This window comes from Kitasatospora sp. NPDC029367, assembly GCF_055569135.1.
In genome coordinates, this window is sequence record NZ_JBVHYH010000079.1 from 1 (window position 1) to 14,777 (window position 14,777).

The window sequence follows — 14,777 nt, forward strand, 5'->3', positions numbered from 1 at the left end:
CAACCCCCAACAACCCCCCCCCCCCCCTCCCCCCCCCCTCCCCCCCCCCCCCCCCCGCGCCCCCCCCCCCCCGGCCACCCCCCCCCCCCCCCCCCCGCCCCGCGCCCCCCCCCCCCCCCGGGGCGGGTACGGCGGAGGGCAGGGCCGGGTCGGCCTATACCTTCCGCAACAAGCTTTAGTACCAGTGGTGGCTCTGCCAGAACGCCCAGGCGCCGCACGGGCTGCCGTAGCGCGAGTTCATGTAGTCCAGGCCCCACTTGATCTGGGTGGCCGGGTTGGTCTTCCAGTCGGAGCCGGCCGAGGCCATCTTGCTGCCCGGCAGCGCCTGGACCAGGCCGTAGGCGCCGGAGGAGGCGTTGACGGCCATCGGGTTCCAGCTGCTCTCGCGGGCCACGATGTTGCTGAAGCACTGCAGCTGGCCGGCGGGCACGATCTGGGCGGCGATCTGCTGCGGGGTGCCGGTCGGGGCGGCGAGGCTCTGGCGCTGCTGCGAGCGGGAGGCGGCGGCGTCGGCCTGGGCCTTCGCGTCCGCCTGGGCCTTCGCGTCGGCTGCGGCCTGCGCCTGGGCGTCGGCCTGGGCCTTGGCGTCCGCCTCGGCCTTCGTCTGGGCCTCCTGGGCCGCCTGGGCGTCCTGCTGGGCAGCGGCAGCGGTGTCGGCCTGCGCCTGGTCGGCCACCGGCTTGCCGTCCACCGAGACGGCGGCCGCGGGGGCGGCGGCCTCGGCGGTGTTCCCGGCCTGCGGGATGGCGAGCGCGGCGGTGGCGGCGCTCGCGACCACGAGGGTGGCGATGCCGGTGATCAGGGAGTTGCGGCGGGCATGGCTGAGCTGCATGGAGCGGGCGGTCCTTTTCCGTCGGGGGCCGTGCCGGGGCACTGGGCGCGGGGCATCGCACGGGCTCCGGGTGAGCGGGGCCCGCGCGGCCGTCCGGGACGGCCGTGGCGCCCCGGCCGAGAGCGGCGGGGCGGGCGGGCTGCGCACGGCGGACGGGGCCGGCCGGCGCTGCCTGGCGACGGGCCATTCTTGGCAGGGCCGGGGACGGGTGGCAAAGGGGCTCGCTACTACGACGAGTAGTGGCCGGGCGGGCGGTTGCCAGCCGGTGTGTCGGTGTGTTTGTGGCGCTTTGTCCGGTTTGGGTGTTCGGGGGTCGAGGGCTGGGGTGCCGACGGAAGGCGGGGCCGGAAGGCTCCATGGCCTGGGTTCTTCGGGGCGGATCCGGCGGCCGGGCGGGCGGTCGGGGTGCGGCGTTCGGTGCCCGGGGCGGTACGGGCGGAGCGCGACAACTATCCAGGACCGTAGATGCGAAACCCCCTGTGGGCGGGCTCACACGTTCGTGGTGCCGACATCGACGCAGCGTGACCGACCGGTTGCCGATCGCCGGTCGGGCGGCGGGCGACCGGCCAGCCCGGCCTCGTCCGCGCCCGGCCTCGTCCGCGCATGCACTCGTCCGCGGATGAACTCGTCCGGGCACGCACTCGTCCGGGCATGGAACGGCACCGGGCCCGGGAGCCTCCGCAACGGCTCCCGGGCCCGGCGTTCCCGCGCGGGGGCGGACGGGTTCAGGACCCCGCCGCCACCGCCGCCCGTCGGCGCCGGCGGCCCACCACGGCCGAGGCGCCGAGCACGATCGCCGCGGCCACCAGCGACAGGTACATCTGCTTGCGTCCGTCGCTGTCGGTGAACATGTACGCCACGACGAAGCCGATCATGCCGATGGCCACCCAGGTGAGATAGGGGTACAGCCACATCCGGACGGTGTGCCGCTCGGGCATCTCACGCTCGATGATCTTGCGCATCCGCAGCTGGGTCGCGCAGATCACCAGCCAGACGAACAGCGCGACCGCCCCGGAGGAGTTCAGCAGGAAGGCGAACACGGTGTTCGGCGAGGTGTAGTTGAAGAAGACCGCGATGAAGCCGAAGACCACCGAGGAGAGGATGGCCACCATCGGCACGCCGCGCGAGTTCACCGTGGCGAAGACCTTCGGGGCGTCGCCGCGCTGGCCGAGCGAGAAGGCCATCCGGGAGGCGGTGTACATCCCGGAGTTGAGGCAGGAGAGCACCGCCGTCAGCACGATCACGTCCATCACCTGGCCCGCGTGCGGGATGCCCACGTGGTCGAGGACGGCCACGTACGGGCTGTCCTTCACCGCGGCGGAGTCCCACGGCAGCAGGGTGACCACCAGCAGGATCGAGCCCAGGTAGAAGATCCCGATCCGCCAGATCACGCTGTTGGTGGCCTTGCTGACCGCCTTCTCCGGGTCCTCCGACTCGCCGGCCGCCAGGGTGACGATCTCGCTGCCCATGAAGGCGAAGACGACCGTGAGCATGCCGGTGAACACCGCGCCCACGCCGTGCGGCAGGAAGCCGCCGTGGCCGGTCAGGTTGCTGGCGCCGACCGCGTGGGTGTCCGGCAGCACGCCGAAGACGGCGAGGGTGCCGATCACCAGGAACGCGGCGATCGCCACCACCTTGATCCCGGCGAACCAGAACTCGAACTCGCCGTAGGAGGCGACCGAGAACAGGTTGGTGGAGGTCAGCACCGCCATCACGATCAGGGCCCAGCCCCACTGCGGCACGCCCGGCACCCAGTGGTTGAGGATCTTGGCGCCGGCCGTCGCCTCGACGGCGAGCACCACGACCCAGAAGAACCAGTACAGCCAGCCGATGGTGAAGCCGGCCCAGCGGCCCAGCGCGCGGTCCGCGTACGCCGAGAACGAGCCGCTCTGCGGGTCGGCCGCCGCCATCTCGCCGAGCATCCGCATCACCAGCACCACCAGCACGCCGGCCAGGGTGTAGGAGAGCAGGATGCCGGGACCGGTGGAGGCGATGCCCGCGCCGGAGCCGACGAACAGGCCGGCGCCGATCACGCCGCCGATCGCGATCATCGACAGGTGTCGGTTCTTGAGCCCGGCCTTCAGGTGGCCGTCGCCGCCGTGTCCGACCGGGCCGAGCTGATGGGGGACCTGGGTGGTGTCCGCCGCCTGCTTGGTGGTGTCCGCACTCATGGAGGGTGCCTTCTGCCTTTCCAGCGCGGCATGACCCTCGGCTCGTCGTGCCGAAAGGTGGGGGACAGACCCGCGCATTGCGGTGCAACCTAACTTCTACGCCCGGGTATCGGAACAGCCGAGAGATAACTGTTCGCTCACCGGACACAAAAGGCCAGGTCAGAGCGGGTGGAGAAGTGGCGGGAAAGCCTCAAATCTGACGCAGCGTCACCCTGGCGGGAACCCGCCAGGGCCCTGTCGGAGCAAGTGGCCGATCCGGCCGATCGCGCGCACAGTGGGAACCATGCAGACCACCTGGAAGGGGACGATCAGCTTCGGACTGGTCAGCATCCCCGTCCACCTCTACTCCGCGACCCAGGAGCACGACGTCCCGCTGCACCAGGTGCACGCCAAGGACGGCGGGCGGGTGCGGATGAAGCGGTACTGCGAACGGGAGGAGAAGGAGGTCCCGTACGCGGAGATCGCCAAGGGGTACGAGTCGCCCGACGGCCGGACGGTCACGCTCAGCGACGAGGACCTCGCCGACCTGCCGCTGCCCAGCAAGAAGATCATCGACGTGCTGGCCTTCGTGGACGCCACCGAGATCGACCCGCTGATGTTCTCCAAGGCCTACTACGTGGGCGTCGCCGACAAGGCCGCCGCCAAGCCGTACGCCCTGCTGCGCGACGCGCTGGTGGAGTCGGGGCAGATCGCCGTCACCAAGATCGCGCTGCGCACCCGGGAGTCGCCCGCGGTGCTGCGGGTGCACGACGGGACGCTGGTGCTCCAGACCTGCATCTGGCCCGACGAGGTCCGCCCGGCGGCCGGGATCGCGCCCGAGGAGGACGTCACGGTGCGGCCGCAGGAGCTCAAGATGGCGCGGTCGCTGATGGACACCCTCTCCGAGGACTTCGACCTCTCCCAGCTCCACGACGACTACCAGCAGGCGCTCCAGCAGGTGATCACCGCCCGGCTGGAGGGCGTCGAGCTCCCGCACGAGGAGGAGCCCGGCGAGGCGCCGGACAACGTGATCGACCTGATGGAGGCGCTGCGCAGCAGCCTCAAGCGGGCCAAGGGCGGCCGGGCACCGGCGGCCACGGCCGAGGAGGAACCGGCGGAGGAGGAACCGGCCGAGGAGGAGCCGGCGCCCCGCAAGCGCGCCGCCGCGAAGCGGACGACCACCGCGACGAAGACCGCCACCGCGACGAAGACCGCGACGAAGTCCGCCACGGCGAAGAAGACCGCCGCCGGCGGGAAGGCCGCGGGCACCGGCAAGGCCGCCACGGCGAAGAAGACCACCACCCGCAAGTCCGCGGCTCCGCGCAAGGCCTCCTGACCGCGCGGGCCGGCCCCTCCCCCTCACCCAGCACCGGAGGCGATCCCGAATGGACCTGCTCACCTACAAGGAACTCGAAACCGGGCCCGAGGCCCCGAAGAACCCGAGCCTGGGCCACCGGGCCTGGCGCTGGCTGCTCAGCCTCAGCCCCACCGTGGTGACCTTCATGGTCGCGCTCTCGATCGGCCTGCTCATGGTCGAGGTCCAGACGGAGTGGGACCCGATGATCGGGCTGATGGCCTTCTTCTGGCTGCTGACCTTCATCGCGCTGGTCGGCATGGTCGCCCGCTGGGCGACGCCCGGCCGGGGCAGGCATCGCACGGTGGCCTGACCCGACCGGCCCGAGCCCGAGCCCGCACCCGCGCCCGGACCCGCACCGGAGGCGTCGCGGCTCCGGGAGGGATCAGCCGATCCACACCGTGGTGACGTTGCAGAACTCCCGGATGCCGTGCCCGGACAGCTCCCGCCCGAAGCCGGAGCGCTTGACCCCGCCGAAGGGCAGCGCCGGGTGGGAGGCGGTCATGCCGTTGAAGAACACCCCGCCGGCCTGGATGTCGCGGACGAAGCGCTCCTGCTCACCCGGGTCGGTGGTCCAGACGTTGGAACTGAGCCCGAAGGGCGTGTCGTTGGCGAGCGCCACCGCCTCGTCCAGGTCGGCGACCCGGTAGACGGTGGCGACCGGGCCGAAGGTCTCCTCCTGGTGGATCCGCATCGCCGGGGTGATGCCGGTCAGCACGGTCGGCTCGTAGAACCAGCCGGTGTCCCAGCCCATCGGGCGGTTGCCGCCGCACTCGACCCGGGCGCCGTGGGTGCGGGCGTCCTCGACCAGTTCCTCCAGGTCGTCCCGGCCCTGGCGGCTGGCCAGCGGGCCGACGTCGGTGGCCTCGTCCATCGGGTCGCCGATCCGCAGTGCGCGCATCGCCTCGGTGAAGGCGGCGGTGAAGCGGTCGTAGACGTCGGTGTGCACGATGAAGCGCTTGGCGGCGATGCAGGACTGGCCGTTGTTCTGCACCCGGGCCCGGATCGCGGTGGCGACCGCGGCGTCCAGGTCGGCGCTCGGCAGGACCACGTACGGGTCGCTGCCGCCCAGCTCCAGTACCGACTTCTTCACCTCGTCCGCGGCGGCGGCCGCGACCGCCCGCCCGGCCGGCTCGCTGCCGGTGAGGGTGACGGCGGCGACCCGGCGGTCCCGGACCACGCCCTCGACCGCGCCCGAGCCGATCAGCAGGGTCTGGAAGCAGCCCTCGGGGAAGCCGGCCCGGCGGAACAGCTCCTCGATCGCGAGCGCCGTGCGCGGCACGTTGGAGGCGTGCTTGAGCAGGCCGACGTTGCCCGCCATCAGGGCCGGCGCGGCGAAGCGGATCACCTGCCAGAACGGGAAGTTCCACGGCATCACGGCGAGCACCGGGCCGAGCGGGCGGTAGCGGACGTACGCCCGGGAGGCGCCGCTGTCGGCCACGTCGGCGGGGTCCGGGTGCTCGTCGGCGAGCAGCGCCTCGGCGTGGTCGGCGTACCAGCGCATCGCCTTGGCGCACTTGGCGGCCTCGGCCCGGGCGGCGGCGAGCGGCTTGCCCATCTCCTCGGTCATGGTGCGGGCGAGCGCGTCCTGGTCCTGGTCCAGCAGGTCCGCCGCCCGGTGCATCAGCTCGGCGCGGACGGTGAACGGGGTGCTGCGGTAGCTGTGGAAGGCGGCTTCGGCGCGGGCCAACCGCTGCTCGATCCCGGCCGCGTCGAGCGGTTCGAAGGTCTGGATGATCTCCCCGGTCGCGGGGTTGACGCTGGCGATGGGCATGCGGGGCTCCCAATGGGGGGTCGGGTCCGGTGCTCTGCCCTCACACCCTCCCCGACGCCCCGCCCCGGGGCGAGCCACCGCCGCCCGGCGTGTCCCGCCGGGTGTCGCCGGGTGCCGGCGGGTGTCACTCGGGCAGCGACTCCACGCGGGCGGCCGCCTCCCGGGCCCGGGCTCCGGCCCTGGTCCGGGCCGCGGTCACCTGGCGGAGCGGGAAGCGGTGCAGGTACTCGGCCTCCAGCTGGCCGGTCCGCAGGGTGTGCCGTTTCAGCGCCTCCTCCGAGCCGTACAGGAAGGTCTCGTGGCGGGTGCGGTGCAGTTGCTCCAGCTCGTGCAGCAGGGTGTCGTTGCCCAGTGCGTGCGGGGAGATGCCCGCGGGTCGGATGTGCGGGTCGTCGGCGTGCTGCATCGCGGTGCCTCCTCGGCGGAAGTCCCCTTCCTCCAGGGTGCCCGCCGACCGCCGCCGGTGCACGCGATCGTCCGGGGCGAACCGGATGGACAAGGGGAATTGTAGAAGCAGAATTGCAAAAGAGCTGTCGTACAAGAGCTCTTGTGGATACCCTCCCGGCATGGACGAGACGACGGACGAACCGCGCGGCGCCCGGGAGATCCAGGACTCCCGGGTGCTCGCCGCCCTCACCCACCCGCTGCGCCGCCGGCTGATCGACCTGCTCAAGGTCGACGGCCCGGCCACCGTCGGGAGGCTGGCCGAGCGCACCGGGCAGGCGGTGGGCAACGTCAGCCACCACCTCAAGGTGCTGGCCGAGAGCGGACTGATCGAGGAGGCGGCCGAGCTCGCCCGGGACCGGCGGGAGCGCTGGTGGCGGCTGGCCGACCGCGAACTCAGCTGGACCAGGGCCGACTTCGACGGCGACCCGGTCACCGAGGCGGTGGCCGAGGCGGCCGGATCGATCCTGCTGGAGCGCCAGGTCGAGCTGGTCCGCGAGTGGTCCGCGCGACGCGGCGGGTACGGCCCCGACTGGCGGGACGGCTGCTCGGTGGCCACCCAGGCCTGGCTGCGGCTCACCCCCGAGGAGGCCCGGGAGCTGGCCGCCGACCTGCACGAGGTGATCCAGAAGTGGGCGCGGCGGCCGGTGCCCGAGGACGGGCGGGAGCGCGAGACCGTCCTGGCCTTCGCCCACAGCGTCCCGGCGCGGCCGTGACCGCCACCCTCGCCCGGTCCACCGCGGGCCCCGAACTCCGTTCGCGCTGGGGCCTGTTCGCCCAACGGGACTTCCGGCTGCTGTGGGCCGGGCAGACCGTCAGCCGACTGGGCAGCAGCGTCACCACCGTCGCGCTGCCGCTGGTCGCGGTGCTCACCCTGGGGGCCGGGCCGCTCGCCGCGGGCCTGCTGACCAGCGCGATCTGGCTGCCCTGGCTGCTGTTCGGCCTGCCGGCCGGGGTCTGGGTCGGCCGGGCGCCCCGGCGGACCGTGATGATCGCCTGCAACCTCGGCTCCGCGGTGCTCCTCGCCAGCGTGCCGGTGGCGGGGTGGCTCGGCGTCCTCACCCTGGCGCAGCTGCTGGCCGTGGCCTTCCTCGGCGGGGTCTGCTCGGTGTTCTTCGACGCCGCCGACCAGGCGTACCTGCCCGAGCTGGTGGCCCCGGCGGACCTGATCGAGGCCAATGCCAAGCTCCAGGGCAGCGGTTCGGCGGCCGAGGTCGCGGGCCGCGGGCTGGCCGGGCTGACCGTCCAACTCGTCGGCGCGGCAGCCGGGTTGCTCATCGACGCGGTGAGCTTCCTGATCGCGGCCGGCACCCTGCTGCGGATCCGCGCCCGGCCGGAGCCGGCGGATCGGGCGGAGAGCATGGAGCCGGCGGAGCAGGCGGAGCGGGCGGGCCTGCGCCGGCAGGTCCGCGAGGGGCTGTCCTTCCTGCTGCGCGACCCCTACCTGCGCGCCTTCCTCTGCTTCGGCGCGGCCGCGAACTTCGCGCTCATGGGCTACCAGGCGATCCTGGCGCTGTTCCTGGTCCGGGAGGCCGGGATCGCTCCCGGCTGGGTCGGCGCGCTCGCCTCCGCCGCCGCGGTCGGCGGGGTGCTCGGCGCGGCGGCGGCCCGCCCGCTGTGCGGCCGGCTGGGTACGGCCCGCGCGGTGCGGACCGTACTGCTCGGCGCCGTCCCGCTCGGGCTGCTGATGCCGCTGGCCGGGCCGGGGCTCGGCACGGCGCTGTACGTCCTCGGCGCGCTCGGGGTGGTCGCGGCCGTGGTGTTCTGCAACGTCGTGCTCGGCAGCTTCCGGCAGTCCTACACCCCGCCCGGGCTGCTCACCCGGGTGGCGGCCGGTTCGATGTTCGCCGTCCACGCCACCATCCCGCTCGGCGCCCTGGCCGGCGGCGCGCTGGGCGAGGCGATCGGCCTGCGGCCCACCATGTGGGTGATGACCGGCCTGCTCGTGGTGGCCGGTGCGCTGCCGCTGTTCTCGCCGCTGCGCACCCTCCGGGAGCTGCCCACGGCACCCCCGAAGATCGGGGAGATCATAGGATGAATTCCGTATCTTCACGTCCACTCCCCGACAGCTCGGACAGATCGCACATGCCGCTTCCCAAGGCCGAACTCCACCTGCACATCGAAGGCACCCTCGAACCCGAGCTCGCCTTCGCCCTCGCCGCCCGCAACTCCGTCGACCTGCCGTACGCCGACACGGAGGACCTGCGGAAGGCGTACTCGTTCAGCGACCTCCAGTCCTTCCTCGACCTCTACTACGCGCTGATGGCCGTGCTGCGCACCGAGCAGGACTTCGCCGACCTCGCGGACGCCTACCTGGCCCGGGCCGCCGAACAGGGCGTGCGGCACGCGGAGATCTTCTTCGACCCCCAGGCGCACACCGCGCGCGGGGTGCCGCTCGGCGTGGTCGTGGACGGGCTGACCAGGGCGCTGTCGCGCAGCGAGCAGCGGTACGGCATCAGCACCCAGCTGATCATGTGCTTCCTGCGCGACGAGTCCGCCGACTCCGCCCTGGAGACCTTCGAGGCCGCTCGCCCGTACTTCGACCGGATCGCCGGCATCGGCCTGGACTCGGCCGAGGTCGGCAACCCGCCGGCGAAGTTCCGCGAGGTCTACCGCCGGGCCTCCGAGGCCGGGCTGCGCCGGGTCGCCCACGCGGGTGAGGAGGGCCCGGCCTCGTACATCACCGAGGCGCTGGACGTCCTCGGCGTGGAGCGGATCGACCACGGCCTGCGCTGCCTGGAGGACGGCGAACTCGTCGCCCGACTGGCCCGCGAGCAGATCCCGCTCACCCTCTGCCCGCTCTCCAACGTCCGGCTGCGCTGCATCGACACCCTCGCCGACCACCCGCTGCGGGAGATGCTGGACGCCGGCCTGTTGGTCACCGTCAACTCCGACGACCCGGCCTACTTCGGCGGCTACGTCGAGGACAACTTCCGCGCCGTCCGGCAGGCCCTGGCCCTCGACCAGGAGACCCTGCGCCGGCTGGCCGCCAACTCCTTCCGGGCCTCCTTCATCGACGACCGCCGCCGGGCCGAACTCCTCGCCGAGGTCGAGCGGTTCACCTTCGACCCGATCGACGGCTGAGTGGCGATCCGGGCAAACCCCTGATCCGGACGGGCTGGTCTCACTAGCCTGTCCGGGTGACCACTCCGCCGCCGGAGCACCCGGCCCAGTTCGGTCTGCTGGACCTGGCCGTCGACCTCTCCGTCCCGCAGGTGTACTCGGGCACGGACTTCACGGTCTACCTGCACGTCAAGAACCCGTTCTCGGTGCCGGTGTGGCTCGACGCGGTCGAGCTGAGCCTGCCGACCCAGCTGGAGTGGCGGGCGCCGGAGCCTCCCGCGAAAGCGCCGGAGGCCGCGGCCCCGGTGGTCCCGGAGGAGGAGCTCGAACGGTTGAGGGCCACCCTCCTGGACCTCCGGAGCCGGAGGCGACGAGCGGTGCAGCGCCTGTCGCCGCAGCTGCCATCCGAGGAACGGCTGGCGGTCGAGGACGAGATCGCGGCGCTGGACGAGGCGATCGCGCGCCACCAGGCACGCCTCGACGGTGCCGATGACCAGCTCAACCTCCACGCCTACGGCAACTCGACGGTGTTCCTGCACGGGCGGGCCGGGCAGACCAACGTCCACGCCTACGACCAGACGACCCTGACCATGTACCTGAACCGGCCGGCCGAGCAGGAGCGCGTCCCACTGATCGGCTCACTCCCGCAGGGGGCGGCGCTGGAACCCGGGTCGACCGATGTGTGGACCATCCGCCTGGGCACCGGCCGCAGCCCGTTCTTCGTCCCGGCCAGCTACCGCCTGCAGTTCACCGTCGTCTACGGGCTGACCCCGCGCCAGGACACCGCACCGCCGCCCGGGGCGGAGCGCCGCAGGGTGCTCTCCAACACCACCGCGCTGACCGTCCCGCTCAAGGCCGCCCTGTGGAACGTGATGACCGGCGGGGTCACCGGCGGCCTGGTCGGCAGCGTCGCCCGCTCGCTCCAGGAGGCGCAGAGCCTCGGCGCGCTGGTCGAGCAGCACCTGGGGACGGCGATCGGCTCCCTCGTGCTGGCAGTCATCCTCAGCGGCGCGGCGATCGTGTTCGCCGCGCGGAAGTCGGAGGCGCCGTCCTTCGTCACGGTCGAGGACTTCTGGGGCGGCGTGCTGGTGGGCTTCCTGGTCGGCTACTCGGGCACCGCCGCGTTCGCCCAGCTCACCGGGGTGCCCAAGTAGCCTCGCGGTCCCGGGCGTCAGATCAGGGTGCTCCAGTAGTACCAGAACCGGTTGAGCACCAGCAGTGCGATCACCGCGTACCAGAGCGCCGGGACGACCCAGTGGTAGCGCACGGCCTCCCGCACCACCGTCCGCATCCTCGGCCCGACCGGGATCACCCCCGACCGCAGGTTGTGCAGGGTGGTGTACCAGAACAGCGGGATCATCGCGGCCCAGACCACCATGCAGTACGGGCAGAGCGCGTTGATCCGGTACAGCGCCTGGTACATCAGCCAGGTCACGAAGCCGATCCCGAAGACCGTTCCGGCCTGGAGGCCGAGCCAGAACCAGCGCCGGAACGACGCCCCGGCCAGCAGCCCGGTGCCGATCGCGATCACCACCCCGAAGGCGACCAGGCCGATCAGCGAGTTGGGGAAGCCGAAGGCCTCCGCCTGGTCGCTGCGCATGACCGAGCCGCAGCTGATGATCGGGTTGATGTTGCAGCTGGGGACGTACGACGGGTCCTTGAGCAGCCGGATCTTGTCCAGGGTGAGGACGGCCGAGGCGAACAGGCCGACCGCGCCGCCGAGCAGGAGCAGCCAGGCGAAGGGGCGGCTCGCGCCGAAGGTCCGGGGGGCGGGGGCGGGGGCGGGGGCGGGGGCGGGGGCGGGCTCGGCCGGGGCGGGCGTGGGCTTGGCCGGGGCGGGCGGGGGTGCGGACTGGGTCATCCGGTCACCTGCTTGACCAGGGCGGTGAACTGCTCGGGCGAGACGGCCTTGCCGTTGGTCAGGACGTCCAGCTTCCTGCCGTCGAGCTTGACGGTCGGGGTGCCGGTGACGTCGCTCTTGTTGAACTCCTCGTTCACCTTGGCCGCCCACGGCGCGTAGGTGCCCTCCTGGACGGCCTTCACGAAGCCGTCGGTCTTGAGGCCGGGCACCTGGCCGGCCAGGTCCAGGAGGTGGTTGACGTCGCCGAAGTCGTCGCTGCGCTCGTCGGGCTGGTGGGCGTACAGCACGTCGTGGAAGGCCTTGAACTTGTCCACGCCCTCGTTCAGCGCGGCGCCGGCGGCGGCCAGTGCGGTGCGCGAGCCCTTGCCGCCGAGGTTCTTGTCCAGGAACGTCGCGAGGTGGTACTCGATCTTGTAGCTGCCGTTGTCGGCGAGCTGCTGGATCGTCTTGCCGGTGGTCGTCTCCAACTGCTCGCAGAACGGGCAGCGGAAGTCCTCGTAGATCTCCAGGGTGTGCGGCGCGTCGGCCTTGCCGTAGGTGATCACGGTGCCGTCGGTGCCGGTCGCGTTGGCGGGGACGACCAGCGGGCCGTCGGCCCCGGCCGTCGAGGAGGAACCGGAGGAGCCGCCGACGGCGAAGGCGACGCCGGCCGCGAGGGCGAGCACGGCGACGGAGGCGCCGCCGACCACCACCCGGCGGCGGATCCGGTCGGCGCGCTGGGCCTGGGCGCGGGCCTCGCGCATGCGCTCGGTGGCGTTGGTCTTTCGGTCGGTCTTACGGGTGTTGCTCATGGGGTGTCGTCCTGTGCTCTCGGGCGTACGGAAGGGCGGCGCGACCGGGCAGACCGGGTCGGCGCGGGGCGAGAGAGGACCGCTGGGCGAAGGGGGGCTCAGGTGCTCAGGTGCTCAGGCGTTGAGGCGCAGAGGTGCTGAGGTGCTCAGGCGTTGAGGTGCTGAGGCGCTGAGGTGCAGGGGTGCTCAGACGGTCAGGGCGAACACCGGCGGACCGCGCCGGACGGCCGGGCGCACCACCACGTCCTCGGCCGGGACCAGCACGCGGCTGGCCCGGGGGAAGGGCACCCGGATCACCGGACGGGCCGGGACGGGCGCGGCCAGCAGCCGCAGCCAGCGGGCGGCGGCGGGGAGGTGCCGGTGCAGGAACTCGCCCAGCATCCGGAGGGCCCGGGTGAGGCCGCTCAGCGCGGCGTCCGCGCGGCGCAGCCAGAAGGCCCCGGCCAGGGCGATCACGGTGTGCAGGAGGAGCAGCAGGACGACGCCCGTCTGCTCGGACACGCCGTGGCCGAGCAGGAAGCCGCCGAGCGAGCCACCGCCGCAGAGCAGTGGGCGCAGGCCCTCTCCGGCGTCGGGCGGCAGGGACGGGCAGGAGCGCTGGGCCAGGTCGAACAGGGCGCTGACGCCGAGCTGCAGGGGGAGGAACGCCGCCGCGATCGCCGGGTAGCCGCGTTCGCGGCCGGCCAGGGCGAAGGCCAGGACGAAGACGGCGGCCGAGGCCAGGCCCATCGTCCCGAGCGGCAGCGTACGGCCGGTGACTAGCACCTGGCCGAGCCCGGCGAGCAGCACGACCAGCGCGGCGAAGACCGCCGCGCGGAGCGTCCTGGTGACCGGGCCGATGTCCATGGCATCCGAGTCTGCCACAGGTTGAAACTGGAACGGCCCTGCTGAGCTGGGCTTATGTGGTTCTTACGGGGTGTGGGGGTGGCCGTTGGGGAGGGAGGTGGGGGCGCCGTCGGGGTGGGTGTCGTTGGTGTGCACCCGGGCTTCGAGCAGGTCCCGGAAGTGTTCGAGGTCCCCGCGTACCGTGCGTTCGATCGCTCCGGCCTGGGCGAAGCCGCGGGGGCCGCCGAACTCCTGGTGCACGGCCTCCGGGTCGTACTCCACCCGGATCTGCAGGCGGGTGTGCCGGGGGTCCAGGGGCAGCAGGGCGAAGGCGCCCCTCAGGTGGACGGAGTCCAGGGTCCGCCAGGCCATCACCCGGCCCCGGCCGCGGTCGGTGATCTCGGTGTCCAGGGACCGTTCGGTGTCGCCGACCCGGACTCCTAGGTGGGCGAGGTTGCGGCCGTGGGGGTGGGCGGTGCGGACTCCGTCGAGGAAGCGGGGGTACTCGTGGACGCGGTGCAGTTGCTCCCAGGCGGCGAGGACGGGGGCGGCGATGTCGATCTGTTCCTCAAGGGTGGTCATGGGGGGGCCTCCGGAACCAGCCTGCGCCTGGTTGGGGGGTGGGGCAAAGGGGCCGCTGCGCGGGGCTTTGGTTGGGGGGTGGGCTTTCGGGAGGGTGGGTGGTCCGGGGGCGGTTCCGGGGGTGGGCGCTCCGGGGGCTGGGTGATTTTCGGACCGCCGACTCTGTGGGTGGGGTGTTGGGCGCCGTTGGCGGTCTGAAAATCACCCGTCACGCCCCTCTCCGCACCCACCCCCTCCACCGCCCCCTCCCGCAGCGCGTCCCTCTCGCCTGGGTGGGTGAGGGGGAGGGGGGTGGCGGGGGTGGGTGGGTTGGTGCGGGGGGTGGGGTGGGGTGGTGGGGGTGGGAGAGTGGGGGCATGGAGGACGAGGTGGTGCGGGATTGGCGGGCGGTGGCGGCGGGGGCGGTGTTGTTGGACGGGTTTCATCCGTTGAAGCATGCGCTGCGGTTCGGGGGGGAGGTTCGGCGGGTGTTGACGGTGGACCGGGGGGCCTTGCTGGCGTTGGCCGGGGAGTTGGCGCCGGATGTGGTGGCGGCGTTGGACGGGTTGGCGGTGGAGGTGGCGGAGGAGCGGTTGCGGGGGTTGGCGCCGCGGTTGCATCCGACCGGGGTGGTTGCGTTGGCGGCGCGGCCGTCGGTGGCGGTGAACCGGGCGGTGTTGGGGCGGTTGCCGCGGCGGGCTCCGGTGGTGGTGTTGGAGAATCCGCGGAACCTGGGGAACGTCGGGGCGGTGATCCGGCTGGCGGCCGGGTTCGGGGCGACCGGGGTGGTGACCACGGGCGAGTTGGATCCATGGCACCCGACGGTGCTGCGGGGCAGCGCAGGGCTGCACTTCGCCACGGCGGTGGAGCGGGTGGACCTGCCGGAGCTGCCGGCCGGGCCGTTGTACGTGCTGGACCCGGAGGGCACGGACATCCGGGACCTGCCCTTCCCGGACGACGCGCTGCTCGCCTTCGGGACCGAGCGGCACGGGGTGTCGGCGGAGCTCAAGGAGCGGGCCGACCGGCTGGTGGCGGTGCCGATGCAGGCGGGGGTGTCCAGCTTCAACCTGGCGACGAGTGTGGCGATGGGCCTGTTTCACTGGATGTCGGGCAGGCGCTGAG

15 protein-coding genes are annotated in these 14,777 nt (G+C 72.8%); 7 read left to right on the top strand and 8 right to left on the bottom strand.

The window, feature by feature from the left end:
• Nucleotides 1-175: 175 nt before the first annotated feature.
• Entirely contained in the window at nt 176-832 is a 657-nt protein-coding gene (locus tag ACZ4W5_RS31450; RefSeq protein ID WP_360239760.1) for an aggregation-promoting factor C-terminal-like domain-containing protein, read from the bottom strand.
• A gap of 725 nt (nt 833-1,557) precedes the next feature.
• Complete coding sequence (locus ACZ4W5_RS31455) at nt 1,558-2,883, bottom strand: amino acid permease (RefSeq protein WP_360239918.1); 1,326 nt, start codon at nt 2,881-2,883, stop codon at nt 1,558-1,560.
• Between the two features lie 403 nt (nt 2,884-3,286).
• On the opposite strand from ACZ4W5_RS31455, the gene ku reads away from it, so the two are divergent.
• Both ku and ACZ4W5_RS31465 read left to right on the top strand, forming a co-directional pair.
• A complete protein-coding gene (ku, locus tag ACZ4W5_RS31460) occupies nt 3,287-4,318 on the top strand; it encodes a non-homologous end joining protein Ku (protein ID WP_465658369.1) in 1,032 nt (343 codons plus the stop codon).
• Nucleotides 4,319-4,367: 49 nt separating this feature from the next.
• Nucleotides 4,368-4,649: a hypothetical protein gene (locus tag ACZ4W5_RS31465; protein WP_360239754.1), complete on the top strand. Its 282-nt coding sequence runs from the start codon at nt 4,368-4,370 to the stop codon at nt 4,647-4,649.
• Nucleotides 4,650-4,721: 72 nt separating this feature from the next.
• Here ACZ4W5_RS31465 and ACZ4W5_RS31470 read toward each other — a convergent pair whose 3' ends face one another.
• Nucleotides 4,722-6,110 carry an NADP-dependent succinic semialdehyde dehydrogenase gene (locus tag ACZ4W5_RS31470; protein WP_465658370.1) on the bottom strand — a complete coding sequence of 463 codons (1,389 nt, stop codon included), beginning with the start codon at nt 6,108-6,110 and terminating at the stop codon, nt 4,722-4,724.
• Between the two features lie 124 nt (nt 6,111-6,234).
• A complete protein-coding gene (locus tag ACZ4W5_RS31475) occupies nt 6,235-6,516 on the bottom strand; it encodes a DUF6158 family protein (RefSeq protein WP_360239748.1) in 282 nt (93 codons plus the stop codon).
• Between the two features lie 160 nt (nt 6,517-6,676).
• Here ACZ4W5_RS31475 and ACZ4W5_RS31480 point away from each other — a divergent pair, with 160 nt between their 5' ends.
• The 4 genes from ACZ4W5_RS31480 to ACZ4W5_RS31495 are packed head-to-tail and all read left to right on the top strand — an operon-like array spanning nt 6,677 to nt 10,771.
• Complete coding sequence (locus tag ACZ4W5_RS31480; protein ID WP_465658371.1) at nt 6,677-7,270, top strand: ArsR/SmtB family transcription factor; 594 nt, start codon at nt 6,677-6,679, stop codon at nt 7,268-7,270.
• Nucleotides 7,267-8,592: an MFS transporter gene (locus ACZ4W5_RS31485; RefSeq protein WP_465658372.1), complete on the top strand. Its 1,326-nt coding sequence runs from the start codon at nt 7,267-7,269 to the stop codon at nt 8,590-8,592. The genes ACZ4W5_RS31480 and ACZ4W5_RS31485 overlap by 4 nt, the downstream gene beginning before the upstream one ends.
• Nucleotides 8,593-8,639: 47 nt before the next feature.
• Nucleotides 8,640-9,638, top strand: coding sequence for an adenosine deaminase (locus ACZ4W5_RS31490; protein ID WP_360239739.1), 999 nt, complete (start codon nt 8,640-8,642; stop codon nt 9,636-9,638).
• Between the two features lie 56 nt (nt 9,639-9,694).
• Entirely contained in the window at nt 9,695-10,771 is a 1,077-nt protein-coding gene (locus ACZ4W5_RS31495) for a hypothetical protein (protein WP_360239736.1), read from the top strand.
• A gap of 17 nt (nt 10,772-10,788) precedes the next feature.
• Here ACZ4W5_RS31495 and ACZ4W5_RS31500 read toward each other — a convergent pair whose 3' ends face one another.
• The 4 genes from ACZ4W5_RS31500 to ACZ4W5_RS31515 all read right to left on the bottom strand — a co-directional run bounded on the left by ACZ4W5_RS31500 (nt 10,789) and on the right by ACZ4W5_RS31515 (nt 13,676).
• Nucleotides 10,789-11,478 carry a vitamin K epoxide reductase family protein gene (locus tag ACZ4W5_RS31500; protein WP_465658374.1) on the bottom strand — a complete coding sequence of 230 codons (690 nt, stop codon included), beginning with the start codon at nt 11,476-11,478 and terminating at the stop codon, nt 10,789-10,791.
• Entirely contained in the window at nt 11,475-12,269 is a 795-nt protein-coding gene (locus ACZ4W5_RS31505) for a thioredoxin domain-containing protein (protein WP_465658376.1), read from the bottom strand. Before ACZ4W5_RS31505 ends, ACZ4W5_RS31500 begins: the two co-directional genes overlap by 4 nt.
• Nucleotides 12,270-12,455: 186 nt before the next feature.
• Complete coding sequence (locus tag ACZ4W5_RS31510) at nt 12,456-13,133, bottom strand: hypothetical protein (protein ID WP_465658378.1); 678 nt, start codon at nt 13,131-13,133, stop codon at nt 12,456-12,458.
• Nucleotides 13,134-13,178: 45 nt separating this feature from the next.
• On the bottom strand, nt 13,179-13,676 hold the full coding sequence (locus ACZ4W5_RS31515; protein ID WP_360239727.1) for an SRPBCC family protein: 498 nt from the start codon (nt 13,674-13,676) through the stop codon (nt 13,179-13,181).
• A 356-nt stretch (nt 13,677-14,032) separates the two neighbouring features.
• Here ACZ4W5_RS31515 and ACZ4W5_RS31520 point away from each other — a divergent pair, with 356 nt between their 5' ends.
• Nucleotides 14,033-14,776 (top strand): TrmH family RNA methyltransferase, encoded by a 744-nt coding sequence (locus ACZ4W5_RS31520; RefSeq protein ID WP_360242927.1) that lies wholly within the window; start codon nt 14,033-14,035, stop codon nt 14,774-14,776.
• The last annotated feature ends 1 nt before the right edge of the window (nt 14,777 follow it).